At 64.0% G+C, this 25,676-nt stretch carries 25 protein-coding genes; 17 read left to right on the top strand and 8 right to left on the bottom strand.

Annotation, left to right across the window (positions count from 1 at the left end; genetic code table 11):
* Nucleotides 1-101: 101 nt before the first annotated feature.
* The 3 genes from NA12_RS35065 to NA12_RS33710 all read right to left on the bottom strand — a co-directional run bounded on the left by NA12_RS35065 (nt 102) and on the right by NA12_RS33710 (nt 1,561).
* Nucleotides 102-290 (bottom strand): WD40 repeat domain-containing protein, encoded by a 189-nt coding sequence (locus NA12_RS35065; protein ID WP_371856008.1) that lies wholly within the window; start codon nt 288-290, stop codon nt 102-104.
* 316 nt (nt 291-606) lie between these two features.
* Nucleotides 607-1,095, bottom strand: coding sequence for a DUF6650 family protein (locus NA12_RS33715; RefSeq protein ID WP_132370061.1), 489 nt, complete (start codon nt 1,093-1,095; stop codon nt 607-609).
* 37 nt (nt 1,096-1,132) lie between these two features.
* Nucleotides 1,133-1,561, bottom strand: coding sequence for a hypothetical protein (locus NA12_RS33710; RefSeq protein ID WP_132370063.1), 429 nt, complete (start codon nt 1,559-1,561; stop codon nt 1,133-1,135).
* A gap of 646 nt (nt 1,562-2,207) precedes the next feature.
* Between NA12_RS33710 and NA12_RS19290 the strand changes: the two genes are divergently transcribed.
* The 3 genes from NA12_RS19290 (at nt 2,208) to NA12_RS19280 (ending at nt 3,750) form a co-directional block, all read left to right on the top strand.
* Nucleotides 2,208-2,582 (top strand): hypothetical protein, encoded by a 375-nt coding sequence (locus tag NA12_RS19290; RefSeq protein ID WP_132370065.1) that lies wholly within the window; start codon nt 2,208-2,210, stop codon nt 2,580-2,582.
* Between the two features lie 82 nt (nt 2,583-2,664).
* Nucleotides 2,665-3,315 (top strand): DUF8548 family protein, encoded by a 651-nt coding sequence (locus tag NA12_RS19285; RefSeq protein ID WP_067452923.1) that lies wholly within the window; start codon nt 2,665-2,667, stop codon nt 3,313-3,315.
* Nucleotides 3,316-3,456: 141 nt separating this feature from the next.
* Complete coding sequence (locus NA12_RS19280) at nt 3,457-3,750, top strand: hypothetical protein (protein WP_084472916.1); 294 nt, start codon at nt 3,457-3,459, stop codon at nt 3,748-3,750.
* 83 nt (nt 3,751-3,833) lie between these two features.
* Here NA12_RS19280 and NA12_RS19275 read toward each other — a convergent pair whose 3' ends face one another.
* Nucleotides 3,834-4,526 (bottom strand): class I SAM-dependent methyltransferase, encoded by a 693-nt coding sequence (locus tag NA12_RS19275; protein ID WP_207905636.1) that lies wholly within the window; start codon nt 4,524-4,526, stop codon nt 3,834-3,836.
* A 429-nt stretch (nt 4,527-4,955) separates the two neighbouring features.
* Between NA12_RS19275 and NA12_RS19270 the strand changes: the two genes are divergently transcribed.
* Nucleotides 4,956-5,912: a M48 family metalloprotease gene (locus NA12_RS19270; protein WP_067452914.1), complete on the top strand. Its 957-nt coding sequence runs from the start codon at nt 4,956-4,958 to the stop codon at nt 5,910-5,912.
* A 229-nt stretch (nt 5,913-6,141) separates the two neighbouring features.
* Here NA12_RS19270 and NA12_RS19265 read toward each other — a convergent pair whose 3' ends face one another.
* On the bottom strand, nt 6,142-7,206 hold the full coding sequence (locus NA12_RS19265) for an AraC family transcriptional regulator (RefSeq protein WP_067453725.1): 1,065 nt from the start codon (nt 7,204-7,206) through the stop codon (nt 6,142-6,144).
* 70 nt (nt 7,207-7,276) lie between these two features.
* Between NA12_RS19265 and NA12_RS19260 the strand changes: the two genes are divergently transcribed.
* The 3 genes from NA12_RS19260 (at nt 7,277) to NA12_RS19250 (ending at nt 11,239) form a co-directional block, all read left to right on the top strand.
* Nucleotides 7,277-8,785, top strand: a complete 1,509-nt coding sequence (locus NA12_RS19260; protein WP_067452911.1) for a flavin-containing monooxygenase — start codon at nt 7,277-7,279, stop codon at nt 8,783-8,785.
* A 386-nt stretch (nt 8,786-9,171) separates the two neighbouring features.
* On the top strand, nt 9,172-9,855 hold the full coding sequence (locus NA12_RS19255) for a hypothetical protein (protein ID WP_132370067.1): 684 nt from the start codon (nt 9,172-9,174) through the stop codon (nt 9,853-9,855).
* A 385-nt stretch (nt 9,856-10,240) separates the two neighbouring features.
* Entirely contained in the window at nt 10,241-11,239 is a 999-nt protein-coding gene (locus NA12_RS19250; RefSeq protein WP_067452907.1) for an NAD(P)H-dependent flavin oxidoreductase, read from the top strand.
* A 342-nt stretch (nt 11,240-11,581) separates the two neighbouring features.
* Here NA12_RS19250 and NA12_RS19245 read toward each other — a convergent pair whose 3' ends face one another.
* Nucleotides 11,582-12,526 (bottom strand): NAD-dependent epimerase/dehydratase family protein, encoded by a 945-nt coding sequence (locus NA12_RS19245; RefSeq protein ID WP_067452904.1) that lies wholly within the window; start codon nt 12,524-12,526, stop codon nt 11,582-11,584.
* Between the two features lie 301 nt (nt 12,527-12,827).
* Between NA12_RS19245 and NA12_RS19240 the strand changes: the two genes are divergently transcribed.
* From NA12_RS19240 to NA12_RS19220, 5 genes are all read left to right on the top strand, one after another.
* The gene (locus tag NA12_RS19240; protein WP_067452901.1) at nt 12,828-13,403 is read left to right on the top strand and encodes a TetR/AcrR family transcriptional regulator; all 576 of its coding nucleotides are present in this window, start codon (nt 12,828-12,830) and stop codon (nt 13,401-13,403) included.
* A 95-nt stretch (nt 13,404-13,498) separates the two neighbouring features.
* Nucleotides 13,499-14,428 (top strand): acetoacetate decarboxylase family protein, encoded by a 930-nt coding sequence (locus NA12_RS19235; protein WP_067452898.1) that lies wholly within the window; start codon nt 13,499-13,501, stop codon nt 14,426-14,428.
* 7 nt (nt 14,429-14,435) lie between these two features.
* A complete protein-coding gene (locus NA12_RS19230; protein ID WP_067452895.1) occupies nt 14,436-16,022 on the top strand; it encodes a succinic semialdehyde dehydrogenase in 1,587 nt (528 codons plus the stop codon).
* 60 nt (nt 16,023-16,082) lie between these two features.
* A complete protein-coding gene (locus NA12_RS19225) occupies nt 16,083-16,793 on the top strand; it encodes a type 1 glutamine amidotransferase domain-containing protein (RefSeq protein ID WP_067452892.1) in 711 nt (236 codons plus the stop codon).
* Nucleotides 16,794-17,256: 463 nt separating this feature from the next.
* Nucleotides 17,257-17,694, top strand: a complete 438-nt coding sequence (locus NA12_RS19220) for a hypothetical protein (protein ID WP_132370069.1) — start codon at nt 17,257-17,259, stop codon at nt 17,692-17,694.
* A 336-nt stretch (nt 17,695-18,030) separates the two neighbouring features.
* Here NA12_RS19220 and NA12_RS19210 read toward each other — a convergent pair whose 3' ends face one another.
* Nucleotides 18,031-19,026, bottom strand: coding sequence for an HAD-IIA family hydrolase (locus NA12_RS19210; RefSeq protein ID WP_207905637.1), 996 nt, complete (start codon nt 19,024-19,026; stop codon nt 18,031-18,033).
* A gap of 75 nt (nt 19,027-19,101) precedes the next feature.
* Nucleotides 19,102-20,094, bottom strand: a complete 993-nt coding sequence (locus NA12_RS19205) for a LysR family transcriptional regulator (RefSeq protein ID WP_067452881.1) — start codon at nt 20,092-20,094, stop codon at nt 19,102-19,104.
* Between the two features lie 211 nt (nt 20,095-20,305).
* Here NA12_RS19205 and NA12_RS19200 point away from each other — a divergent pair, with 211 nt between their 5' ends.
* From NA12_RS19200 to NA12_RS34180, 5 genes are all read left to right on the top strand, one after another.
* Nucleotides 20,306-21,295 carry an isocyanide synthase family protein gene (locus NA12_RS19200; RefSeq protein WP_132370071.1) on the top strand — a complete coding sequence of 330 codons (990 nt, stop codon included), beginning with the start codon at nt 20,306-20,308 and terminating at the stop codon, nt 21,293-21,295.
* Nucleotides 21,292-22,074, top strand: coding sequence for a TauD/TfdA dioxygenase family protein (locus NA12_RS19195; RefSeq protein ID WP_067452875.1), 783 nt, complete (start codon nt 21,292-21,294; stop codon nt 22,072-22,074). Before NA12_RS19200 ends, NA12_RS19195 begins: the two co-directional genes overlap by 4 nt.
* A 226-nt stretch (nt 22,075-22,300) precedes the next feature.
* Nucleotides 22,301-23,320, top strand: coding sequence for a styrene monooxygenase/indole monooxygenase family protein (locus tag NA12_RS19190; RefSeq protein ID WP_132370073.1), 1,020 nt, complete (start codon nt 22,301-22,303; stop codon nt 23,318-23,320).
* Nucleotides 23,317-24,459 (top strand): LLM class flavin-dependent oxidoreductase, encoded by a 1,143-nt coding sequence (locus tag NA12_RS19185; protein ID WP_067452869.1) that lies wholly within the window; start codon nt 23,317-23,319, stop codon nt 24,457-24,459. The genes NA12_RS19190 and NA12_RS19185 overlap by 4 nt, the downstream gene beginning before the upstream one ends.
* The gene (locus NA12_RS34180) at nt 24,456-25,676 is read left to right on the top strand and encodes a styrene monooxygenase/indole monooxygenase family protein (RefSeq protein ID WP_067452867.1); all 1,221 of its coding nucleotides are present in this window, start codon (nt 24,456-24,458) and stop codon (nt 25,674-25,676) included. Before NA12_RS19185 ends, NA12_RS34180 begins: the two co-directional genes overlap by 4 nt.

Raw genomic sequence — 25,676 nt, 5'->3', positions numbered from 1 at the left:
GTCTGTAGGCACCAGGGGGCGATGCCTCTATCCGGAGGTTTGGGGGTGGGAGCTGTGCTGTGTGTGGGGGAGCCGGAGCACGATGACGCTTCCTCTCGTGGCTACCGCGAGTCGATCTCCGTTTCCGTGTAAAGCCGTGATCGGGGAACCGGGACCGGGACCGGGTTGAGGATGTTCAGAAGGACGGCTCCACTGTGTGTAGGATTCCACAACCGCACTGTGCAATCGTCGCTGCCGGAGGCGAGCAGGGTGTGTCCGTCGGGCAACTGCACCGTCGTCAACGCCGTCATCCCCCTTGGCGTGGCCAGTGAGGATGCGATGTGGTGATGGGCGGGAGTTTGTCCTCATCTCGACGGTGATCGGTGGCGCCGATAGCAGGAGCCGGGTGGTGGTCTCTGGTGGGGTGGTGATGCGCTGCTTTGCCGACGTTGATCCCGACCCACACCTCCGGGCGACTATTCACCCACGTGCTCCTGACTCTGAAGTTGTTGCGCCCGTGGACAACCCCGACGACACATCCCTTAGTGTCGCGCCACAAGATGACGGAACTCGACCAGGCCTAATCGAGGCAACGGGCGGCGGCTTCTAAAATTCTCGGTGACCTGCCTATTCCTTAGAAATGGCGTAGGTCTCCAGCGGCTCGATTGCTGCTAGGACTATTACGCGGATACTGTGAAGAGCAATGCCAGCCGCCTTCTTTTCAGGCCAGAATTCGTTGAATGAAGCCCGCTGCGATTTCTCATAGCTCGCTTCCCAGCGGATAATATAGTCGCGAACGGCTGCCAGGAGTAGATCAACCAGCGAGCGTACACTTTCCGGTCCATTTCTCAGTTCTACAGATAGATCGGCCAGCGCGTCGCGCACGTCTTTGAGCGAGCGAAATGCGGCAGGCCAACTCTCTGAGTCCATTCTGGCGTACATAACGCCCCTCGACTTCAAGAGCGCAAGCGTTTTATTGACAGCGGCTCGCGTACGTTGTCGGTCTGCGTAGACATTGGTTTGAGCGGCAATCGCAACTCCGAGCTTGGCCAGCGTGTCTGCATCAAAGATTTCGGTACTGGTGTACATATTCTGTACCTGGATCAGCTTCTCCACCTTTCCGTTGATCGTGTTGTGGATTGGCCGGGGATCGCTAGAATGTGACATCGCCGTGCACAGTCTCGATTTGGACTATCTTCCCGACATCACCTTGAATGTTGTTCACAAAGGCAATATCTGCATTTGTGTTAGATATCTGAGCCAACTCTGACTCGATAGAAGATGCGAACTTTGGGTCAGCGGCTATAGCATTCTCGAGGTGTCTCGTGACGGCCGCTTGGGCCTGTTCATCGTCAGGATTTTCCTCAAGGTATCCGAGGCTGGCCTCAGCCTGCGAGTTGCTCGCAAACTTGCTCCGCATCAAGCCGAGCAATCTTTTTGCGCCGGATAAGGCTCCAGCAACCGCACCATCTGCTGACTTTGCGGCTAGACTTTCGCCCGCCTTAGTCGCGAAATTTGCGAGATATGGGCCGATGACTTTCATTGCTGCACCAGCGATTAGTGCAATCGTGACAGGTTCCATGCCTAGCCCTTCTGCTTGCGCGTCCGTTCTCGAACCTGACGGATGCATGGCTCACGTGATGGCGATCACACTCTAGCACGGCCGAAGCACCCCGATGTCCTATTCGCCATTCTCAAATTTGACCATCTGATGTAAATTAGAGATAGATATGCCCGCAGGGCAATATAGTTTCACTATTGAACGGAACGCAAAGTTTAGCCGAGTTTTAACTTGGCGTGATTCCGCAGGCTCGCTCGTAAACCTAACGGGCGACACGGCTGCGATGACTTTCAAGAACATCACCGATGGTGAAGAGATTATTTCCCTGAGCACCACCGCCGATGGTAGTGGCAATGTAATAACCCTCGGTAGCGCAACTGGAACGATCTGTGGTTGCGGTGGCTGGACATCGCGGTCCCGCGTCTAGGACTCGGGCGGGCTAGTCGCCGGTACCATCGCTATCGCCCGTGGGACTTCGGCTATGCCGAACGCAGACTCACCGGCTTCGATGGCCCCAGCCTCTGGGATCCTCGCGCGCTGATGTGGCTGCGGCACACCGGGGCAGGGCTCAACCGCCGGCCGCACCCCGCCGAGTGGTTCGCCGACACTGCCGCCGTGCTCACACCTGACCAACAAAGCTGCACGCATCCCGCGGGGTCTTCCAATCATGGCTGTCTGCGCCAATATCAACGGTGAAGCAGCCGTTGCCGAAATGCGGCCGGTGGACGGCCGGCACGATCCGCAGCGTTGCGAGACCGACTCCGACAGAACCTTCGACGACGCCCGCCACCTCCCCGACCCGTGGAGCACCGACTCACTCGCCGCCGAGCTCTACGAATACGGCGCCGTCTACACCCCGCCGACCTACTCACCACCCGCGGTCGAGACCGTGGCGGCGGGCGGTGCCGGGAACGTTCTCGGCACCGCCCGCCACCGGTTGGGTCAGTGGTGGGTGAGTGACGGGGGTCCGCCCGTGCGTCGAAGATCGTCCACCGTCGGCATGTCGAACTGCACTCGCTGCCACCCTCCCCAATCCGGTTAGTGACATTTCAATGACGAGTCTTTGCGTCGGAAACTTTTCGGGAGGTGCTAACCGTTAGACGCGCCGCAGCGATACTGTTGCTATGTTCACCAGCCCGGATGACGTCGGCATGGTTGTGGGTTTCGTCAGGTCTGTCGGCCTCGAACCGCGAGAGGTTGAGCGGCGATGGGACCACCTCGGCGGTGTGATTGTCGATGCGTCGCTTCAGCCGCGGACGAAGTATAAGGCGGTGGTTCTCCCACGGGTTCGCAAGGTGATCTCGGAGTGGCCGGATGCGGTTGTTCTGTCGGGCTTCCGGCGTCGACTGGAATCCGACGATCTGGCCGAATTCCTCGGCTGGAGAAGGACATCACGCAAGCTCGCCGTCATCACCGGTCTCACCGCAGCGCTGCACGCGTTCGAGATCGAGACGGTGCACGAGTTGGCCGCCTGCTACGACAGCGGTGACCGCGAACAGCAGATGCGCCACGCTCTTCGCCAGGTCAAGGGTGTCGGGCCCAAGACTGTCGACTACATCGCGATCTTGACCGGCTCTACCGGACACGTCGCTGTCGACATGCATGTCGCCGGATTCGTTCGCGACGCTGGCGTCCACTGTCGCGACTACCGTGTGATCAATGCCCTGATCACACAAGCCTCCGTCGAATTGGGTTGCAGTGCAGGTGCTCTCGATGCGGCGATCTGGAACTACATGAGCGACCCAGATCGAAGAAGGGACAACACGATTGCGTGAACTGCCGCAACTCCTGCAGTGTGGCCGGCTCTATCTCGCCACCGGCATTCCGTACCGGAAAGCGCTGAAGGACTACTTTAACCAGGGGGCAATGCGAAGGTCTGGGCCCTGGACCACGGCTACCGTGCCGGCGATCTCATCTTGACCGTCATCGAAACTTCACCGTGGATCTTCATCGCGCTCGAAGTCGCGCTGACAGGCGGCGCCGAGGGGACCAGCATCCAGGTCGACGGAGACCGCAGCGTCGAGTTCAACAACAGCATCCTGGCCGATGCGGTCGCCAAGCGCGCCGGGATCGATCGGTTCGACTTCCAGCGCTACTACAAGGGCTCCGATGCTCGACGCATCTGGAAGGCACTCGACGAGGAATACCGGCTGAACAAGCCATGGTTCACTCCCGAACGCTGGACCGATCTGCAGGACGAGCGGGAATGACCGCAGATCCGTCGTCCCTGCCTGGCGGGAATTGACACTGTCGGAGAAGGGCGGGCTCGGGCTCGACTGGCCCCGCTCGCCGGTCAGCTGTCCGCGACCGCTGTGACGACCGCGAGGTACTCGTACTGTTCTCGCAGCAGGCTACTCATGCCGGAGTGCGGCGAAACGGATACCACATCATCTCCCACCGCGATCCCGGTCAGGAACAGGCCTGTTCCATCGAGCAAGAGCATCAGATCGGCGGGTGCGTAGCACCGCAGGGTCTGGCTGATGGGGTGGTCCGGATCGGCCGGTTCCCACCAGGTGTCGACCACGGTGCAGGTCACCGGGTCGAAACGGACCCGCTCTCTGAGCTCGTGGTCGTAACCAGCAGCGGCATTCGGCATTCGATGCTCCTCGTTGCCGTCCCAACCGGCCCAGACGAACGGGTTGAAGACATCGATGAGGGCTGTTCCACCCGGCCGAAGCCACTCGGACCCGATCCGGCGGAGCAACCGGCGCTGATCCGCATCGGAGCCGACCCCGAATCCGTTCCAGTAACACACAGCATCGAATCGTTGGTCGAGTTGGACTTCGTAGAAGTCGGCCTTGTGAACGGTCAGGCAGCCGGCCGCCAAGTCCTGAGCCAGTCCGGCGGTGAAGTCCGCGCGGTCGCTGACCTCGACCGCAGTCACCACGTACCCTGCCAGGGCAGCCGCCACGGCAGTCGAGCCGTACCCGGACCCCAGTTCCAGAATCCGTCCCTCCGGGCTTGCGTGCGCGCGGAGAAGATCCACCCGGCGATGGTCTCGCTCGGTCAGCCGAGCCTCGGCTCCGCCCCACCATGAACCGCTCCTGGAGTAGAACTCTCGCACCCATTCCACGGACGCAGTCAAACAGACGCCACGTGACCAGACCAGCCGAATTACAGGCGCACTGGTGGATCGGAACCATCTGGACCGCGAGATGGTCGATGTGTCGGTCCGCTTCGTCGCGCGGATCCAGGTCCAGGCGGTGTGACTGGTTGTCGCCGAAGTCGCGAGCCGAGGACGAGAGCCCGGCGCCGAGCAAGGTTTCTGTCGGGGTTCATGTACGGGAGCCGTTCGCGTTAGGGTAATCCGTTGTAGCGCAACATCGATGGGGGCATGATGGCGGTTAGCGACGAGCAGTTCGAACATTCGAAACCAGCTGGCTTCCGACCTCCTGCGCCTGGTCACCCGGTCCGGATGACCAGTGCTCCGCGGCGTCGTCGCGGCATCCATTTATCGACTGCCGGAACGCTGGTTGTGGGCTTGCCGGGATTCGCGCTCAGTCTGATCGTCGTGGGCATGGCATTCTCCGCCATCTTCCAGGGCAGCGTCGCGGTCTGGGTGGCGTTGGCCGTGTTCGTCGGGTCGGGGGCCGTCGTGTTCTTCAGGCCGACCGAATTCGCGATCGCGCGGGTTTTCTTCCGCTTCCGTCGGCCGACGATTCCCGAACAAGAGCGGCTCGACCACGCATGGAGTTTGGTCACCCAGTCGGCCGGTGTCCGAGCAGACACGTATCGGCTGTGGGTCGAGGACTCAAACGACCTCAACGCGTCGGCTGCGGCGGGGCACATCGTGGCCGTCACGCGTGGTGCACTCATACTTCCACCCCACCAGCTCGAAGCTCTGCTGGCGCATGAACTGGGGCACCACCTCGGCGGGCATTCATGGGCCACGCTCCTGACGTATTGGTACGCCTTACCGGGCCGATTGCTCGTCCGTGTCCTGCACTGGTCGACGCAGTTGGTATTCGCGCTGGCCGCGGGATTGACGCTCGGCGCAGCGGGCGGGGCGATGGGCGGGCGTGCCGGCAGTGAGGCGGCGGGCTGCCTGATCGGCCCGATCGTCCGGCTGTTCCCGCTGCTGTGGCTGGCTCTGATCACCCTGTTCTTCTATTCGATCCACCCGCTACTGGTGCTGCTGTGGACCGTCCCGTTCGTCCTCGCATGGTTCGGTCGGCATCAGGAAAAAGACGCCGATCGAGTGGCCGCGCAGCTCGGCTACGGTCCGGCTCTACTCGAAATTCTGTACGGCTGGCTCGACGCGGGGCACGACGATGCTCGCCGACGGAACGGACTGCGTGCCAACATCTTTGCTAGCCACCCCTCGTGCGCCTCGCGGATTCATGCGTTGGAGAAGCGACTCAACAGCCAGTAGCCGTATATCGAAACAGCAACTGCAACAAAGGGGGAGCGCCACATGGCGTCGCCACCGAACGGGTATCCCGACCCTCGACACGAGGGCCTAGCCGCAAACCGGCTTCAAGCGGCGGACCTCTGACCGATCCGCTATGGGATGAGCGTGGCAGCCGGGTAGCGGTCACGGATGGGAGCCTGCGCGTGTCGGCCGCCCGGCCTTGCCAGAGCGAACGCGGGTGAGATCGCGACTACTCGACTATGACGTGAGACATCCCTGACGGAACGTCCGAGGTCGACGAGTGTGCGGTTTCCCCGCGGTTACGACGAACCATGGTCGGTGTAGACGCCCACCATCGCTTGCAACAGCGGGTGAAGGTGGCTTGTTCGGATAGTCCCAGCAGTGAAGCGATCTGGCTGAACGGCATATCAGTGGTGGTGAGGTAGCGACGGGCGGCGTCGCGGCGTACCTGGTCGAGGATGGAGGCGAATGACGTGCGCTCCTCGGCCAAGCGGCGTTGCAGGGTGCGCGGGTGGATCGTCAGCAATTGTGCGACAGCACCGATCTCGGGTGGGGCGGTGCCGAGCAGTTGCTGCACGACCGCGCGGACCTTGGGGACGACGGAAGAGTCCACGTCACCGGATTGCTGAGCCAGAAAGGCAATGGCGATGCGGTGCAGATCCTCGTTGCCTCCCGACAGTTGCCGGTTCGCCAGCGCGCGAGGTATCCGTAGGAGTGCGGCGCGGCGGTCGACGCGCACCGGTGCGCCGAAGTATTGCTCGTACGTTGCTGTCGGTGCTCGTGGCCGGTAGGGGAGTTCGACCGAGCGTAGGCCGTAGCGGTCGTCCACCAGGCGCTGGATCGTGTGATGCACGAAAGCGAGCCCGAGATCGGTGCCCTGGACGGGCGCCTGCATACCTGGCTGGGCGCCGTAGCGCAGCGCGACCACCCGACTGTCGCCGTAGGGGTCGGGTTCGAGAGTGAGGCTCAGTGAGCGGGCGTGCAGGAACAGATAGCGCGATGAGCATTCGAGAACGTCGGCCAGTGTCGGCGAGTTGCGGATCGCCAGTGCCAGGGGGCCGAGCATCTCGAGGTCTTGGCGGGCAGCGATGCGCAGGCCGAGATCGGGGCATCGCAGTTCGACAGCGGCCAACTCCAGTATCGAGGCGACGGCCCGGTCGGGCACGAGGATGTCGTCGGCATCCAGGGCTGCGAGGGGCAGCCCGCACACGGTCGCGAATTCCTCGGCGTTGCCACCCAGCTCCGCGACTGTCGCGCGGAATCCACGCAGACCGGCAGACCGAATCACTGACATGTCGCCCATAGTCAAATACTTGTCGTGCAAAGTCAAGAATTCGGACGAGAACCGTCACAGACTAGGGGCTATGACCAATGCCGCCGAAGTTCCGGACCACCTCGATGTCGTGATAGTCGGGGCCGGACTGTCCGGCATCGGTGCGGCCTACCGGCTACAGACCGAATGCCCCGGCAAGTCCTACGCCATCCTCGAAACGCGCGACACTCTCGGCGGCACCTGGGACCTCTTCCGCTACCCGGGGATCCGTTCGGATTCGGACATGTTCACCCTCGGCTACCCGTTCAAGCCGTGGCGCGATGCCAGATCGATCGCCGACGGGCCATCGATCCTGCGCTACATGGCCGAGACCGCCGCTGAATTCGGCATCGACCGACATATCCGCTTCGCCACCAAAGTTGTCGCTGCCGACTGGTCCAGCGCAACAGCGCAATGGACGCTCACGCTCGAACAGCGCGACACCGCGGGTGTTACCGTCGCCACGACATTGACCTGCAACTTCCTTTACGCCTGCGCTGGCTATTACAACTACGACCAGGCCCACGCGCCCGTGTTCCCCGGTGTCGGGAACTTCTCCGGGCAAGTCGTCCAACCCCAGTTCTGGCCTGATGAGCTCGACTACGCCGGTAAACGGGTCGTCGTCATCGGTAGTGGTGCCACCGCCGTCACGCTGGTTCCCGCGATGGCCCAGCAGGCCGCGCACGTCACCATGTTGCAGCGTTCCCCGACCTGGATCAGCGCCGTCCCCGGCCGCGACAAGCAGGCCGACAGGATCCGCAGACTCCTCCCGCCCGATCTGGCCCACCGGGTGATACGCACCAAGAACATCCTGTTCAACATCGGTTTCTACCAGTACTGCCGCCGCCGCCCGGAATCCGCGCGCAAGCTGCTCACCGGTTTGACGACGCGAATCCTCAAGGACGGGAAGGTAGTCGCCGAACACTTCACGCCCGACTACAACCCGTGGGATCAGCGATTGTGCGCAGTTCCCGACGCTGACTTCTTCAAAGCTATGAAGAAGGGCAAAGCCGATGTCGTCACCGACCATATCGAAACGTTTGTGCCCGAGGGGATTCGTCTGAAATCCGGTCGCGTGCTGGAGGCTGATATCGTCGTCACCGCGACCGGCCTGCAATTGCTGGCGTTCGGCGGTATCGCGCCGAAGGTCGACGGTGAGACGGTCAACCTGTCGGACCAATTCGTCTGGCAGGGCGCTATGCTCACCGGGATTCCGAACTTCGCGGTCTGCATCGGCTACACCAACGCCTCCTGGACCTTGCGCGCCGACCTGAGTTCGCGACTGGTCTGTCGGGTGCTGAATCATATGGATCGCAACGACTTCGCCGCAGTGGTACCGGCACCGGTCGGGAAGCTCGACGAGCGACCACTCTTGGATCTCGCCTCCGGTTACGTCCAGCGGTCCATCGCCCAGTTCCCGCGCCAAGGTGACCGGCGTCCCTGGAAGGTTCGGCAGAACTATTTGCTCGACTCTGTCGCGACGATGCGCACCAACCTTGACAGGACGCTGGTGGCGACGCGGCGTTCTGCTGTGCGGGCAGACCTATCTGCCATCCGTTGACAGCAGTGATCGTCGGCCTGCACGAACGTCACGTAACGATGCCGTGTGAGCACAACGAGCAACCCGCCGTGCGCACAACAAGATGGCCATCTGTGAGTCCCGAAGTCGCCGGGCGTTTCCTGCAAATACCGGCGTGCAAATCGTAGAAACACAACTGCGATGGGAACGGAGGCGGCGGGTGGGTGCCTGATCAGCCGCCCAGCGGTATCCGTCTGTGGTCGTGCACCGCCGGGTGCCCGTCGGCACGCTGGAGGCGAAGAGTCACGATTCACGCGAATCATTGCCCAGCGTAACGAAAATCGGGGTGTGGGAGGGCTTGCGGCGGTAACGTCGGAGGCTCTTCGGGGAAGTTCGGCGCAACCTCGCTGCAGGTATGTCATCGGAACTTGGGGGGAGTGGCGATGTTTGGTAGGGCGCTGGCGTTCCTGGTCGGGGCCGGACTGGTGGTGTTCGCGCTGGCGCATGCCGTGGATCCGTTTCACCAGACGAGGGAGTATCGGCATCAGGTTGCCTGTGAGAAGAGTGTGGGCAGTTGCTTCGTCGAAGAGACCGTCACGATCATCGAGAAGGACGCGTCCGCTACGACTTCCACCAACGTCAACAGCGATGGAACCACCAGCACGACTACGACGAATCACCTCACGATCAGGTGGATGCGCGACGGGACGCAGCATTCGCACGACGTGAACGGCGAACTCTTCGCCAAGGCACGCGAGGGTGGGCAGGCGACACTGCGGACGTGGCAGGGACAGGTCGTCGGCGTCGTCATCGACGGGCAGTCCGATTCCTACAACCCGCGTCAGACCGGGCGTCTGGGGTGGTGGTTGTGGCTGGCGTTCGTGGGGGTCGGGCTGGCGCTGGTAGGGATATTCGAGCCGGTGGGAGTGTTCATGGGGGCTTTCCGGCTTGGTGCGTGGGCTTTCGCTGGAGCCGTGCCGCTCGGAGTGTTCGTGCCGACCTTGCTCGCCAATGGGGTGGAGCCGAATTTCGGGTTTTTCGTCCTGGCAGGGGTCACGGTGTTGTTCGCCGGGGCCGGGATGGCGATGCTGGTGACCTCGCTTCGCGACTGAGCTCGCCCGGAGGGAGTTCGCTCGTAGCGTCGGGCTATCCCCGCAGGTGTGGGGCCGGTCCTTCTGCACCTGCAGGTTCGCGAGCAACCCGGAGGGAGACCACCCTGGTCGACACCGCCTGGCTGATCCTCTGCTTCAGCGTTGCGAGGCTGGTCCTCGGATTCTGAGAGTCACCGGGGCGGAAGGGTTTCCAGCACCAGACGGAGGACCTCATCGACCACCTCACGGTTCGTGCCGCGGACGGCGATCGCGGGACGGTCGATCCGCATACCGTCGATCAGGGCGACACGGTGATCGACGCCACGTCCCGCCCTATATGCAACTGGTTGCATATAGGGCGGTGTGCGTCCTATCGTTCAGCTACTGACGTTCTTTGGAGGATTCAATGGCACTGCCCCTGCAGCTTTCCGGCCGCCTGTCCCTGCCTGTGGTCGCCTCGCCGATGTTCATCGCGTCGGGTCCCGAGCTCGTCATCGCCCAGTGTCAGGCCGGGATCGTCGGATCGTTTCCGGCGCTGAACGCGCGACCCGCGTCGCTGCTCGGCGACTGGCTCGATCGCATTGTCGAGGAGAACGCGGCGTTCGCGGCGGCGAACCCGGGGGCGGTGGTGGCGCCCTTCGCGGTCAATCAGATCGTGCACCGCTCCAACGATCGACTCGAACAGGACATGGCCGTCATCGTCGAGCACGAGGTGCCGATCGTGATCAGTTCGCTGGGCGCGCGGACCGAGATCAACGACGCGGTGCATTCCTACGGCGGGCTCGTGCTCCACGACGTGATCAACAACGAGTACGCGCGCAAGGCGATCGAGAAGGGCGCCGACGGGCTCATCGCGGTCGCCGCGGGCGCGGGTGGGCATGCCGGGACCCAGTCGCCGTTCGCGCTGGTCCAGGAGATCCGTACCTGGTTCGATGGTCCGCTGCTGCTGTCGGGCTCCATCGCGCACGGCCGGTCGATCCTGGCGGCCCAGGCCGCCGGTGCCGATCTGGCTTACATCGGGTCGGCGTTCCTGTCGACGGCCGAGGCCAACGTCGTACCCGGCTACCGGCAGATGATCGTCGACTCCACCGCGGCCGACATCGTCTACAGCAATTTGTTCACCGGCGTGCACGGTAACTACCTGCGCGGCAGCATCGTTGCCGCGGGCCTGGACCCGGACGACCTGCCGGACTCGGACCCCTCGCAGATGAACTTCGGTTCCTCCGGCAGCGATGCCAAGGCCTGGCGGGATGTCTGGGGCGCGGGCCAGGGTATCGGTGCGGTCACCGAAGCCGGGTCCACTGCCGAACTCGTGGCGACCCTGCGTCATCAGTATGAGCAGGCGTGCGGCGATCTCGCGGCCACGGTCGAACACCTTGCCGGGGCCGTGGTTTCGGCGCGGTAGCGGCGGCACCGCCATCGCGGGGTTTCCGTCGGCTCCGTATCGAGCCGCCGGAAACTGCCGCGTCGTCCCTTTGGCCGCGAGCCGCGCCTCGGCGAGTCGGCGCAGCTCGGCGGACTTGGTCCCGGCGCTGCCGACAGCCGCTCGAACGTCACGGACGCAGTGTCGTCCGGGACTCCGCGATCGCCTGTGGCCAGAAACGGGTTGAACGAGAAATCGCCCCTGACCTCGCGCATCGACAGACATCGGACCACGATCCAGGACAAGGTCGGGATCCGCGCTGGGGACAAGCTCAACAGAGATTTCACTGCCACCGCGAGCGCGCTCTGAAACCGACCACGTCAGTCATCGGGTTGGCTGGTCGGCAGGTGGGTTGGTGAGGATCCGCTCCACTCCCTCCCGATAGGTGGTGACCTGGAAGTCCGGGAAGCGGGCCGCGAACTTCGAGCTGTCGAAGATGTTGTCGTCGCGGTAGCGGTCGAGCAGCTCGTACATCTCGTCAAGTGGCTCGACGAAGCGACGCCCGAGGCGGAAAGCGAGCATCGGCAGCACCGTGTAGCCGATCTTGCGCCCGGTGACCTCGCCGGCGATCTCGAGCAGCTGAGCGTAGGACTGCCGGTTCGGGTCGACCGGTAGGTGCCACGTCTGGCCGTAGGCATCCGGGGTGTTGCCGAGCCGGGCCAGCGCACGGCTCGCGTCGGGGGTCCAGATCAGGGATCGCTCGGCGTGGGCGTTGACCGGGACGAACGGCCGCTTGCCCGCCCTGATCCGGTCGAACATCAACGAATTCGTGTAGCTCTTGGTCGAACCGGGCCCGTAGAACTCGGGGGCGCGGCCGATGAGGCCCTGAATCCGACCGGCCCGCACAGCCTCGAGCAGCATGGTGGCGAGCTCGCCACGGACACGCCCCTTGCGGCCGCCCGGTGCGAACGCTGTCAACTCGGTCTGGGGAGCCGACGTTCCGGGATACATGTAGGTGTTGTCGAAGAATACGAGCTTCGTCTCGTGTTCGCCGCAGGCGTCGATGACGTTGCGCATGATGTCGGGGAACTGGCGCTCCCACAGCGCCGAATTCAGGGGCAGGCCGACGGTGAGGTAGGCGATCCGGCTGCCCGCGACCGCGCGGCTGGTGGCCTCGGCATCGGTGAGGTCTGCGGCCACGAGTTCATCGGTGTCGTTGACCTGCGACGGATTGCGGCTGACGAGGCGAATGTCATCGGTGTGGTTGCGGTGGAGCTCGTTCACGAGTTCGTCGGCGATCGGTCCGCCGGCGCCGAGGACGGTCTGCATGGGGTCTCCTCGCGGTAATGGGCGGTGTCGACGGCAGCTCGGTTGCGAGCAGCGTCGTACCACTGAATGACGATGCGGTCGACCACCGCGGCAGGGGCGCGGCCCCGCCGATATGGTCGTTGGTCGAACCTCGGGCACCTGGTCGCTGGTGTACTGCCAGCGTGTCACCGAGGTCGACCGGAAGGTGCGGTGGGTGAAGTCGACGGCGCCCCGCCCAGATGCGCTGACGAGGGCCGTCCGGTTCGTCCCGAAGTACACTATGTTTACAGTGCTAACACAGCGTAGAAGGGCTAAGTAAGCAATGTCAACATCGGAGAAGAGTGGCTACCATCACGGCGACCTGCGGGCGGCGCTGCTGTCGGCCGCGATGGAGATGCTCGAGGCCGGCGAGCCCTTCTCGCTCCGCGCGATCGCGCGCAGGGCCGGCGTGTCACAAACGGCGCCGTACCGCCACTTCAAAGACCGCGACGCACTGGAGTCCGCACTCGCGGTCGAGGGCTTTCGCGACCTGCAGGCGAACCTGGGCGAAGGGCGCAATCCGCCCGCCTCGCTCCAGGATCTGGCCGAGTTCGCGGTCACCTATGTCGCCTTCGCGCTGCGGCGTCCGGCTCTTTTTCGCGTGATGTTCGGCAAGCCCTGCGACGATGCGGACGACGAGCGAGTCAAGGCCGCCGATGCCCTGCACGAGCTGCTGGCCGACGCGCTCGATCGAGTCTTCCCCGAAGCGGACGCCTCGGCTCTGGCGTCGGCCGGCTGGGGGCTCGCTCACGGGCTCGCCTGCCTGTACCTCGACGGCAAGCTGCACGCGGTGTCGGACGAGGAGGTCGCCGAGCGGGTGCGCAGCGCCTTCGTCGCGATCGGCTCGGTCGGCTCCTGACGCGTTCCGCGCATCCCGCGCCATGCATTGTTGACAGTGCTCACATGCCATGCGATCCTCGGTGTTGACACCGCTTACATCAGAGGAGAACGCCGATGGCATCGACTGGCAAGCTGACCTACCGGACCGTAGAGGTCGACCTCGGAGGGCGTCTCGTCACCGTCCCCGAAGGTGGCCTCTACGACCGGTTCCGGATGAACACCGACCTCGACGAAGTCGCGCAGGACCCGAGGGTCAGCAGTGTCGACTTCTTCCGCCGGATGCCCAAGACCCGCGTGGACTCCAGCATCGGACCCACGCTGACGCCGAACTTCTACTACCGCATCGCCACTGCCCGGCTCACGATGCTCGCGCCGACGAAGGCGATCCGGGCTCGCCTGCCGAAAGAGCTGGATCCGCTCGAGATCGCCCCGGGGCTCGGGATCGTCTCGGTGATGGCGTTCCGGTACGACGTGTGCGACATCGACTTCTACACCGAGGCCGCTGTCGGTATCGCCGTCAAACCGGCGCGGCACGGCGGTGGGTTGAGCCTGCTCGACCTGGTCACCGGGCTCAAGAACGACTCCCTGCACTCCTACGTGCTCGCGCTTCCGGTCAACACCGAGATCGCGCAGGTGCGCGGCCACGACGGCTACGGCTTCCCCAAATGGGTCACCCAGCTCGACGTCGACATCGACACCGAGCACACCTCCGCCCGGGTCGCCAACGATCACGGTGGCCTCGACCTCGCTCTCTCGGTGCCCACCCCAAAGCAGACCGCCCGGCCCACCGGTGCACACGTCTCGACGCTGACCTCCTACACCACGATCGACGGTGCCTGGCACTCCACGACCAGCCAGATCAACATGCTCGCCTCGGGCACCACGCGGTTCCCTCGCGGCCTGGACCTTCAGCTCGGCGAGGGCCGGATGAGCGAGGACTTGCGCTCGTTGAAACCGATCCGGACCATCCAGCTCGATGTCACCGCCGAAGGCCAGCTGGCACTGCACATGCCAGTGCCCACCTCCGTCCGTGATCGGAGCTGACGACGAGATGACCACCACGAATGCCAGCCGCGTCGCCACCGTCCTTCCGGCCTGGCTGACACCGGCCCGGGTCGAGCGCTTGGCAGGCCTGGTCGCCGCCGGTGCCGGCGCTCAGCGGGTCACCACGACCTCGCCGTACACCGGCGCGCAGCTCGCCGACCTGCCCTTGTCCACCCCCGACGATGTCGAGGAAGCCTTTGTCCGGGCACGCGTTGCCCAGGCTGCCTGGGCGGTTGTCCCGGTGGCCGACCGCTCGCGCATCATGCTGCGCTTCCACGACCTCGTCCTCCAGCGGCAAGAGCAGGCCCTGGACCTGATGCAGGCCGAGAGCGGCAAGACCCGCCGCGACGCCTTCCTCGAGGTCAGCGACACCGCGATCACCGCCCGTTACTACGCGCGCAGCGCACGCCGGTTGCTCTCACCGAAGCGCCGCAAGGGCGCGATCCCCGTGCTGACCCACACCACCGTGTTGCGCCACCCCAAGGGCGTGGTCACCGTTATTTCGCCGTGGAACTACCCGCTCAGCATGGCCGCCGGCGACGCCATCCCGGCCCTGATGGCCGGCAACGCTGTCGTGCAGAAACCCGATACGCAGACCGCCCTGACCGCGCTGTGGGCCATGGACTTGATGCGCGAGGCCGGACTGCCGACCGACGTCTGGCAGATGGTGGTCGGCCGCGGCAGCTCCATCGGAGGCGCGCTCATGGCCGGCGCGGACTACATGATGTTCACCGGCTCCACGGCCAGCGGGCGCCAGATCGCGCGCGACGCAGGTGAGCGGCTCGTCGGCGCGTCTCTGGAGCTCGGCGGCAAGAACGCCATGGTTGTGCTCGCCGATGCCGACGTCGAGAAGGCCGCCGCCGGTGCGGTCGCCGCCTGCTTCCCCTCGGCCGGGCAGTTGTGTGTGTCCATCGAGCGGCTCTACCTCGCCGATGAGATCCACGACGCGTTCGTGGCCGCGTTCGTCGAGCGCACCCAAGCCATGCGCCTGGGCGCTGCCTACGACTTCTCGGCGGACATGGGCTCTCTGACCACCCTCGCCCAGCTCGAGACGGTCACCTCGCACGTCGACGACGCGGTGTCGAAAGGCGCGACAGTGCTCGCCGGCGGCAGCGCACGTCCCGACCTCGGGCCCCTGTTCTACGAGCCGACCATCCTGGCCGGCGTGACGCCGGCGATGACTCTGTTCGACCACGAAACGTTCGGGCCGGTGGTCTCGATCTACCGCTACCGCTCGGTCGATGAGGCGGTGGCGATGGCCAACGCGACGCCGTACGGCCTCAACGCGAGCGTCTGGGGTCGCGACGGCGCCGCGGCCCGCAAGGTTGCGCGACGGCTGCACGCCGGCACCGTCAACGTCAACGAGGCCTTCGCCGCCGCCTGGGGCAGCATCGATGCCCCCATGGGTGGCATGGGCGACTCGGGCCTCGGTCGCCGTCACGGCGCGGACGGGCTGCTCAAATACACCGAAGCCCAGACCGTCGCCCACCAGCGACTCCACGGCTTCGCTCCGCCCCGCGGGGTCGAACACGAGCAGTGGGCGCGGATCCTGACCCGGGCACTCGAAACATGGCGAGCCCTGGGCCTCCGATAACCACGAGACACGACGGCCCACCACCTCACCATCCGCCCCAGCGTGAAGGAAGATCAGCCCATGACCAAGCGTGTTCTCCACGTCGTCACCAACGTCGGCCATTACGACGACCCGTCCCACCCGACTGGGCTGTGGCTCTCCGAGCTCACGCACGCCTGGCACGTGTTCGACGAGGCGGGTTTCGAGCAGGCCCTGGTCAGCCCAGCCGGCGGCGCCGCGCCGCTCGAGCCGCGGGCGTTGAAATTCCCCAACTACGACAAGACCGCCAAGGCCTGGCGTTGCGACCCGGCGAAGATGGCCCTCCTCGCGACCACGAAGAGCCCCGAGGAGATCGACTCCGCCGACTTCGACGCCATCTACTTCACCGGCGGCCACGCCGTGATGTACGACTTCCCCCACTCCGAGAGCCTGCAGCGCATCATCCGCGAGATCTACGAGCGCGGTGGCGTCGTGTCCTCGGTCTGCCACGGTTACTGCGGACTGCTCAACACCCGGCTCTCCGACGGCTCGTACCTCATCGCGGGCAAGCGAATGACCGGCTTCGCGTGGCGAGAGGAGGTGCTCGCCCGCGTCGACAAGCTTGTGCCCTACAACGCCGAGGAGCGCGCGAAGCAGCGCGGCGCGCTCTACGAGAAGGCGAAGCTTCCGTTCGTGTCCTTCACCGTCAGCGACGGCAATCTCGTCACCGGCCAGAACCCGGGCTCGGCCAAGGCCACGGCGCGAAAGGTCGTCGAGGCCCTGGCGGGCAACACCTCGCAGGCTCGCCCCTGAGACGCGGTCGATCTGGGGAACACTGCGGTCAAGACCGGTGCGATCGCCACCGAAGACGCCGTTGACCGCCGCGATCGCTCTGGCGCGCAGCAGATCACGACAGGGTCGGCAATCGCAGCTGAGACGGATAGCGCACCAGTCGGCGACGACGTCCTAGATGCGTTCATTGCCGGTATCCGGCGGGATACTGACGCCGGTGAGTTCCTGCGGCGGCATCAGGTGCGGTAGCCGATGATAGCGACATGATATGAGAGGGGTGTGGATTGGGAGGGCATCGCAAGTTGACCAGGGGCAGAGCGAGAATCGAAGCAACTCCGCGTGGTTGCGAGCCGTTCAACTCTGTGTTCCTAGATGTGACAGATAGGGGACCGGCGTGGGTCGCGTTCGCAAGGTGAGTAGGGCCAGGCTTCGGCAGCGTGAGAAGGACCAAGGTGTCCCAGAGTTGTTGCAGTGGTTGGCTGGAATGGATGCAGCGCTCGAGACCTTTTTTGCTGTGGATGTGCCGGATATGCCTGCTGAGCCGTTTACCGCAGCTGGGCTGGACCATGCTGAGCGGGCGTTGATGGCCAGGTTTTCCTCTGCTGAGACGTTGCTAGCAATCGGTAATGCCGAAGTCGTTGACCGTTTTCAGAGATTCCTCGGGGAGACGTTCATCAGAAGCGGTTTCGGAGGCCGCTGGGTGAATGTCCGTATCACCGATGATGACACGGATGTCCTTTTCTGCCGTCGGGGATTCGAACCGGTGATTTGTCACCGGTTCACTCCTGCCTTTCTTGATGTGGGGTCGCTCGTGCTGGGGGCGGCAGAAGGCCGAACTGTTCACGAGTGGTCGTGGGTCTACGGCAATTGTGCGGTGGATCACGAGGACTGGGTGGCTAGAGGTCGGCCAAAGATTTCCTGACCGGCTCCGATTCCGACAGTGCGTGCTCGAGATCGACATGGATGTCCGCGGCCGCATCCGTTACAGCGTCGAGGGAACGTTGGCCCGTGCGGTCGGGAAGCGTACGGCCTTGGCTGTTGAGTCGACCGCGGACCTCCTCGACTCCAGATGGAGGCGGAGCGAAGCGCACCCGAGTCGACAGGTCCTGATCAACCGATCGTGATCGAGATCCATTGGGACAGTTGATGTGCGTAGTGGTCGAGCCGCCCCCCGGCACAACACTTTTCAACGTATTGACCCTCTCGGCCGACTTGTTCGGGCGGTACCGATTCCGTATCGGCCTCGGGGTGTCCGAGTTCAGTGGAGGCGGGACCAATCCTGCCAAGTGGCCAGCGCCTTGCTCGTCTCGAGGTCCGGTCGGGCCCAGGCGGCATGGCAGAGTGTGCGAGCAGCGTCCAGTAGCTGCGTTCGGGTCGGCACGGTGCTGCTCGGTGGTCGCAGAGTCAGGTCATGATTGGATGCCGATACCGTCCACCCGGCGCAGATCCATCGATACCCGTCGTGAGTCACAGATTCTCTGGTGTGAAATAGCTCCTGCAGGTCGAGCCCGAGATAAGTGGGGCGATGATAGGGCGGAGCGATCAGCAGGTCACGTAGTGTCGTGATTCCCGTCAGGACGAGCAGGCTGGGTAGCCCCATTCGATTGCCGCCGGCGATATCGGTATCCAGGGAGTCGCCGATTACCAGGTGGGGGCCGCTGGTGCGTGACAAGGCTTCCTGGTAGATCGGCTCGTAGGGCTTGCCTGCAAATTCAGGAGTTGCGCCGGTGGCCAACCGGACCGCTTCGGCCAATGCGCCGTTGCCGGGCGCGATTCCGCCTTCACGGGGAACCGCGATATCGCTGTTGGTGACGATCCACGGAACGCCGCGCCCGACCGCGTACGCCGCTTCGGCCAATTGGCGCCAATCGACATCGGGTGCGAAGCCCTGGACGACGAGATCGGGGTCGTCGTCGGCCTTGTGGACCGGTGTCAGGCCGTGTTCCCACAGCGCAGTCTTCATGGCTACGCCGCCGACCATCAGCGCTCGTGCCCCGGGAATCCGCCGGGCTGCCAACGCTGCTGCGGCGTGGGCGGACGTCACGACGTCGCGCTCAGCGGTGGGCAGGCCGAGTTCGGTGACCAGTGCGGCGACCTCGTGCGGGGTGCGGGAGGCGTTGTTGGTCAGGAACAACGTTCGGAGCCCGGCCGAGCGCGCTGAGGTCAACGCATCCACGGCGCCGGCCACGGGCGTTGTGCCGTGATAGACGACTCCGTCGAGATCGATCAGCGCACTCGCGAAGCGCTGCGCCAACGACAGCTCCGTCCGGGCTGGCTGTTGCTGTTGTGGCATGGATCCCCCCAATCAAACGCCTTGTACCTCAACACATTACGTGGTGTCCGCAGCTACCTTCGCCTGCTCGGTTGCATCCGCTCGGGTGGAGCGACCCTGCCGATAATCGTTGACGACCTCTTTCAGGATGGCCAACTTCGCCGGCACCGGATTGCCCGGGTGCCAGGCGATGCCGAAGGTGCATTCGGTGAGGTCTTCGACGTCGAGGTAGCGCAGGTCGGGTCGGGGGTAGAGATCGGCGGCGACTGCTGGAACGAAGGCGACCGTGCCGCCGAGCGAGACGGTGGACAGCACCGACTCGAAGCTCGAGCCCGGGTGTGCGGCATAGCGGACCTGGGAGCCGTCCGGGCGTGGATTCACCGACCAGAAGTCGTGGCCTGCTCGGAACGTCGGTGATACCAGGCTGATCACCCGATGCTCGGCGAGATCGGTCAGCTCCAGCGACGAACGCACGGTCAGCGGATCGGAACTCGCGATGCACGCCAGACGTGGTTCGACAGCGAGTGGTTCGCAGTGCAGGTCGTCGGGCACCGGAAAGTGAGCGAAGGCCGCATCGATCTCACCCGATTGCAGGGCCAGGAGTTGATCGCTGAATCGATCCAGCACTCGAACGTCCGGACCGAGATCGGGGTGCAGTTCGGTCAGCGCCGCGATGATGCTGCGGGTCGAATCCAGCGCGGTGAAGCTCTCGCACACCCCGAGCCGAAGACGTTCGGAGCCGGCGGTCATGCGACGTGCGATATTGCGCAGCTCATCGGCGGCATTCACCACGCTGCGGGCTGCGGGCAACACAGCGCGCCCCGCGGCGGTCAGTTCGACCCGGCGGCTGGAACGGTGGAACAGCGCGACGCCGAGGCGCTCCTCGAGGGAGCGGATCTGCTGGCTGAGGGCGGGTTGGGTCAGATACAGCCGACGCGCGGCGCGCCCGAAGTGAAGTTCCTCGGCGAGGGTCAGCAGCAGTCGCAGCTGATGAGCGGTCGGATCGTCGATGCTGGCCAGACGGAGCTCGGATTGATCAATAATCGACACATTATCAAATTACACTGATTCTAATCGTTGCGCCATTGCTGGTCGGTGTGCCCGCCTGGCAGGCTGTTGATACGGAAGGTCGGACATCAAGAGATGCCGACCGACCGCCGGATCGAACGCAGGCTGTGCGGTAGGCGGTTCGAATCGGGTCAACGGGGACCGAGAATCACAGGTATCTCCCGGCGTACTGGGGGGATTTTGAGTTTGGAGAGTGGCTGCTGCCATGTCTGTGGAGACCGACATTTCGCGCAAAGTTCTGGAATTTTTACACCGATATCAACGTGTCCATCAGTCTGGCGAGGGGGTTCCCACAACGACGGATCGAATCGGTGAAGCCTACGAGAATCGCAAATCGAAGATTGATTCTTTCGTCCGTCGCGACAAGCCCATTCATTTTGTGATACCAGCGTTTCCGGCGAAGTCGCCGAATCGGAGTAAGGTGCTGGGATCGACTCCGGATCTGGGGGAGAATATAGCACTCGGATTCTTACAGTCGCTGTGTGACTACGTCGGCCACTTTTATTCGCCGGGAGCACGTATCACTATTTGTTCGGACGGTCATGTATTCGGCGACGTGGTCGGTGTATCCGACATTCTTGTGACCGAATATCGCGATGAAATCGAGAAGCTTGTCGCCGCCGCGGGGTGGATGTCGCTGGACATGTTCGGATTGGACGATGCCTTTGGTAGCAAGGACTATCCGAAGCTGCGCGACGTGCTCGAGTGTGACTACTCAGACTCGCTCGAAGAATTGAAGGAAAGCATTCGCACCGACGCTGCTACGCGCGCGCTCTTCGATGGTATTCATCGCTTCATGTTCGAGGATGCGATGAGTGCGTGCGAGGGCGATGTCTCGAAAACGAAGATTCGCAATCAATCGAAGTCAAGCGCCTATCAGACCATTCGGCGTAGTAATGCATGGAGTCGCGTGGTATCGGAACACTTCCCCGATGCACTCCGGTTGTCGATTCACCCGCAGCCGCCACATTCGGAGAAGTTCGGGCTGCATCTGGTGGGAACAAGCGACAGTTGGCTCACCCCGTGGCACGGTGTCGTGCTCGACGACGGCGTCCACCGCCGACTCGTAAAGCGTTGGAAAGCAGAAGAACTCGGGGCGACCATGGTCTCGCGGCACAACCGCCCGAGTCATTTCGTCGCACCACGGATCGCTGCGGATCCCAAGGAGGAAATTTCGGCATGAAGGTCTCACATAACCCTCTGCGACCATTCGGCCGCGTGGTCGAGGCATCCGGTGACGCGCAGATCTCCGACATTCCGGTCGAGACCTTGGCCCGATGGGCCGTGGAGTCGCGTGTGCTGGTGCTACGCGGCTTCTCGTTGCTGGAAACACAGGAATTCGCCGATTACTGCCGACGTTGGGGCGATGTGCTCGAATGGGAGGTCGGCGAAGTCGTCGACCTCGTCGTTCAGGACGACCCGAAGAACTATCTCTTCGCAAGCGGCGATGTGCCGTTCCATTGGGACGGCGCCTTCGTGGATTCGGATCCACGATGGTTTTTCTTCCAGTGTCTGGATGCGACTCCGGATGCCGGTGGTGAAACAGTATTCTGCGACACCACCGCCGTGTATCGAGATGTCGACGAGGCGACTCGAAACGTGTGGTCGAAGATCAGCCTGACCTACTCGACAGAAAAGCTGGCGCATTACGGGGGCGAGGTCACCGAGCACCTTGTCTCACAGCATCCGGCGACCGCCCTTCCGGTGCTTCGTTTCGCTGAACCGCTGGATCCGAATGTCTATAAGAACCCGGTCTCGGTCACCGTGGACGGTGTCGAGAATGATGCGCAGGAGCTATTCGTGAAGGAGCTGTCCGAGCGCTTGCACCGCCGCGAATACTGCTACGACCACGCCTGGCAGAAAGGCGATATCCTCATCGCCGACAACTTCTCGCTCGTGCACGGACGAAACGCGTTCAGTGGGCCGACGAATCGGCACCTGCAACGTGTCGAAGTGATCTGATATGGGTAGGTCTATCGGAATTGTCGGGGCAGGCATATCCGGTCTGCATCTCATGCTCAGGCTGCAACAACTCGGAATCGAAGCGACCCTGTATGCACGCCAGAATCCGGACGAGATCCGAAGCGGCCCGCCGCTGAATTTTGTCACCCGTTTCGGGTCCACCAGAGAACGGGAAAATTCGCTCGGCATCACTGATTGGTCGTCGAGCGAATTCGACAACGCGTGGATGCACATGCGAATCGACGGTGAACAATCACTTGCCCTTCGGGGCGCGTTGCCGCGACCGGCCAGCTCCGTCGACTTCCGGATGTATCTGGCCGGGCTGCTCGAATCGGTGATCGGGCGCGGCGGGACCGTGGTGCAGAGCCGACCGGTCGACGGCCGCGATCTCGCCGACCTCGCCGCGAACCACGACCTGCTGATCGTCGCGGCGGGGCGCGGTGAGCTGCAGCAGGTGTTTCCCCGTGATCCGGCGCGTTCGCCGTTCCGGGCGGCGCCCAGAGTTCTTGTGGGCGGACTGTTCCAGGGCGTCGCGCCGCCGGAACCGCCTGGCATGAGCATGAACATGGTCCCGGGGGTCGGGGAGATCCACGCGCCGACCTTCCATTCTTTCGACGGGCGAGTAACAGCTGTGCTGATCGAGGCGGTACCCGGTGGGGCGTTCCAGCCCGTGACTGGGCCCGAGCATCGCGACGATCCCGAACTGTTCGCAAAGCGGGTACTCGACCTCATCACTACCTATGCGCCGTCACTGCGTGAGCGCGTCGATGACACCGAGTTCGGTCTGACCAGGCCGATCGATGTCACGCAGGGCGCGTTGGTGCCCACGGTCCGGCGCGGGTGGGCCGAAATGGGCGAAGGCCGGCATGCCCTGGCGATCGGCGACGCGTGGATCGTGAACGACCCGCTCACCGCGCAGGGAGCCAATCTCGGTTCGGCGCAAGCCTTTCAGGTCGCGCAAGCACTGGCATCGCACCGCGGTGCCTTCGACGCGAACTTCTGTATGGCGCTGTCCGAAAAGTTGTGGGAGACGGCGCAACCGGTCGTCGACTGGACCAACATGTTTCTCGGTGCTCCCGCGCCACAGGTCCTCTCACTTCTCACCGCCGCGTCCAGTGACCAGCGCGTCGCCGACGCGTTCATCGCGAATATGGATGATCCACCGGCGATGTGGCACAGCATCAGCATGCCCGAGCACACCGCGGCGTTCATCGAAGCAGCTCAGTCGACGAGGAGCAAGCAGTGACAGTGAACGTCGGATTGGTGTGGGATGCCGTCGGATCCGTCGACGGCGGGCGTGGCTTGCTCGACCTGGCTCGCACGCACGGCCTGGATGCCTTCCTGGTCTTCGACCACTTGATCAACGCCTTCCCCAGCCAAGCATGGGATACCGACTTCACCTATCTGGCGTCGCAGGCGCCGACCCCGGACCAATGCCTCGACTTCGCCACAGTGCTGGGCAACTTCGCACCACAAGCGGGGCCGGTCCAGCTTGTTATCGGTGTCACCGACCCGAATCGACGCCACCCCGCGGTTCTGGCGCAGACGGCATTGACGCTGGCGCAGTTCACCGAGCGCCCGCCGGTGCTCGGCATCGGAGCAGGCGCGTTGGAGAACCTCCAACCCTACGGACTACCGCACGATCGCCGAGTCGATCGGGTGGAGGAGGCGCTGCAGATCCTGCGAATGCTGCTCGGAAGTCCCGGCCCGCACGATTTCCGAGGCGAACACTTCACCCTGGATCAAGCATTGATGGGACTGCGGGCTCCGGCAGGTCGCGAGCCACGGTTGTGGGTCGGCGGCAGTCGTGACCGGATGCTCGCCCTGACCGGCAGATACGCGGATGGGTGGCTGCCGGCGGAACTGATGGTGCCAGATGAGTACACGCGCCGATTGCGGGTCGTGCGGCAGGCAGCCGAGACCGCAGGCCGGGATCCGGCGGCGGTCGTCGCCTCCGGCGGGGTGCCTATCGTCGTCGCCGAAACCGATGAAGCAGCCCATGCGCTGTTGGACTCCACCGCCATCCGGTTTCTCGCTCTCCACGCCGGAGCCGACGCGTGGGCCGCGTACGGTGCCGAGCACCCCTTCGGCACTGGCTACCAGGGGCTCAAGGATCTGTTACCGCACATGCTCACGCGCGAGGACGTCCAGCAGGCAATGTCGGTGATCCCGGACGGGGTCGTGGCAGATCAGGCACTCGTCGGGAGCAGACAGACCGTGCTCGACCGAATAGGCGAGCTGGTCGAGGCGGGTCTGCAACACCCGATGCTGATCCCGGTGTCGGCCATGGCTTCGCCGGAGGCAGCAGCGTTCACCCTCGAGTCGGTGGCATGGCTGAGTCGCGAACTGCGTGCTCCTGTACAGATCGGAGAAATCACCGTATGACCACCATCGGCATTGTCGGCACGGGAATCTCCGGGCTGCAGCTCGCCCTGCGGTTACAGCAACTCGGGATCGAGGTCGTGGTCTACTCCGCTCAGGAACTCGACCAGCTCGCCACCGGGCGACCTCGCAACTTCCCCGCCCGATTCGGCCCCACCCAGCAACGAGAACGCCAGCTCGGAGTCTTCGACTGGGACACCGCCGACGCCCAGGTACGCCGCTGGGATGTCACTGTGGGCGCAGGTGATCACACACTGGCATTCCACGGGGAGCTGCGGCCCCCGTCGAGCGTCGTGGACTTTCGGCTCTACCTGCCGCACCTGTGCGCCAGGTTCGCCGAGCGGGGCGGAAAAGTCGTCGTCGGAGCACGACCGATCACCGAAGTGGCCGAGCAGCACGACCTGGTCGTGGTGGCCAACGGCGATCGCTCGATGCGAGAGTTGTTCCCGCGTGACGCATCGCGCTCGGTGTTCGATGCTCCCCAGCGGATCCTCTGCAGCGGCTTGTACCGCGGAATCAGCGAGGACACACCACAATCGCTGGACCTGTGCCTGATCCCCGGTATCGGGGAGATCTTCCGCATCCCGTTCCTGACACCACAGGGCCGCGCTGATGTGCTCGCGTTCGAAGCTGTTCCCGGCGGACCGCTCGAACCGATCTCCCGGGTCGATCCCGCCGTCGAACCGGTGAGGTTCTACCGCGACGTCCTCGCACTGCTCGGCGAATTCGCGCCCGGACTGCGAGAACGTGTCGATGGCCAGGATTTCACGCTCATCGGACCCGGCGAGCTGTCGCAGGGCAGTGTGACACCGATGGTCCGCCACGGCTGGGCAACCTTGCCGAACGGCAAGTGCGCCATCGCGATCGGCGACGCGTGGATTACCAATGACCCCTTGACGGCGCAGGGCGCGAATCTCGGTTCACACACAGCGTTCGCACTCGCCGACCTGCTGGTGACGCAGGCAGGCGGATACGACGAGACGTTCTGCCGGGCAGCCTCGGAGCAGCTGTGGACGCATGCCCGCAACGTTGTCGACTGGAGTGCCGCGTTTCTCGGGCCTGCGCCGGCGCACACCACCGCTCTGTTCGCGAAGGCCGCCGAGGACAAACGGATCGCCGAAGCGTTCATCAACAACTTCAACGACCCGGTCGCGATGTGGCAGAGCTTGGCCAGCCCCCGAGGAACCGACGCGTTCCTCGCTGAATCCATTGAGGAGTGA

The organism is Nocardia alba NBRC 108234 (assembly GCF_001612665.1).
GTDB lineage: Bacteria > Actinomycetota > Actinomycetes > Mycobacteriales > Mycobacteriaceae > Nocardia > Nocardia alba.
The sequence above is the reverse complement of the archived record's forward strand: the minus strand, read 5'-3'. Positions and strand labels throughout refer to the sequence as shown.

Coding starts and splice junctions, on each gene's coding strand:
- NA12_RS35065 (WP_371856008.1), bottom strand. CDS start 290: ATGACGGCGTTGACGACGGTGCAGTTGCCCGACGGACACACCCTGCTC.
- NA12_RS33710 (WP_132370063.1), bottom strand. CDS start 1,561: ATGGAACCTGTCACGATTGCACTAATCGCTGGTGCAGCAATGAAAGTC.
- NA12_RS19290 (WP_132370065.1), top strand. CDS start 2,208: ATGGCTGTCTGCGCCAATATCAACGGTGAAGCAGCCGTTGCCGAAATG.
- NA12_RS19285 (WP_067452923.1), top strand. CDS start 2,665: ATGTTCACCAGCCCGGATGACGTCGGCATGGTTGTGGGTTTCGTCAGG.
- NA12_RS19270 (WP_067452914.1), top strand. CDS start 4,956: ATGACCAGTGCTCCGCGGCGTCGTCGCGGCATCCATTTATCGACTGCC.
- NA12_RS19265 (WP_067453725.1), bottom strand. CDS start 7,206: ATGTCAGTGATTCGGTCTGCCGGTCTGCGTGGATTCCGCGCGACAGTC.
- NA12_RS19260 (WP_067452911.1), top strand. CDS start 7,277: ATGACCAATGCCGCCGAAGTTCCGGACCACCTCGATGTCGTGATAGTC.
- NA12_RS19250 (WP_067452907.1), top strand. CDS start 10,241: ATGGCACTGCCCCTGCAGCTTTCCGGCCGCCTGTCCCTGCCTGTGGTC.
- NA12_RS19245 (WP_067452904.1), bottom strand. CDS start 12,526: ATGCAGACCGTCCTCGGCGCCGGCGGACCGATCGCCGACGAACTCGTG.
- NA12_RS19240 (WP_067452901.1), top strand. CDS start 12,828: ATGTCAACATCGGAGAAGAGTGGCTACCATCACGGCGACCTGCGGGCG.
- NA12_RS19235 (WP_067452898.1), top strand. CDS start 13,499: ATGGCATCGACTGGCAAGCTGACCTACCGGACCGTAGAGGTCGACCTC.
- NA12_RS19230 (WP_067452895.1), top strand. CDS start 14,436: ATGACCACCACGAATGCCAGCCGCGTCGCCACCGTCCTTCCGGCCTGG.
- NA12_RS19225 (WP_067452892.1), top strand. CDS start 16,083: ATGACCAAGCGTGTTCTCCACGTCGTCACCAACGTCGGCCATTACGAC.
- NA12_RS19220 (WP_132370069.1), top strand. CDS start 17,257: ATGGATGCAGCGCTCGAGACCTTTTTTGCTGTGGATGTGCCGGATATG.
- NA12_RS19195 (WP_067452875.1), top strand. CDS start 21,292: ATGAAGGTCTCACATAACCCTCTGCGACCATTCGGCCGCGTGGTCGAG.
- NA12_RS19190 (WP_132370073.1), top strand. CDS start 22,301: ATGCACATGCGAATCGACGGTGAACAATCACTTGCCCTTCGGGGCGCG.
- NA12_RS34180 (WP_067452867.1), top strand. CDS start 24,456: ATGACCACCATCGGCATTGTCGGCACGGGAATCTCCGGGCTGCAGCTC.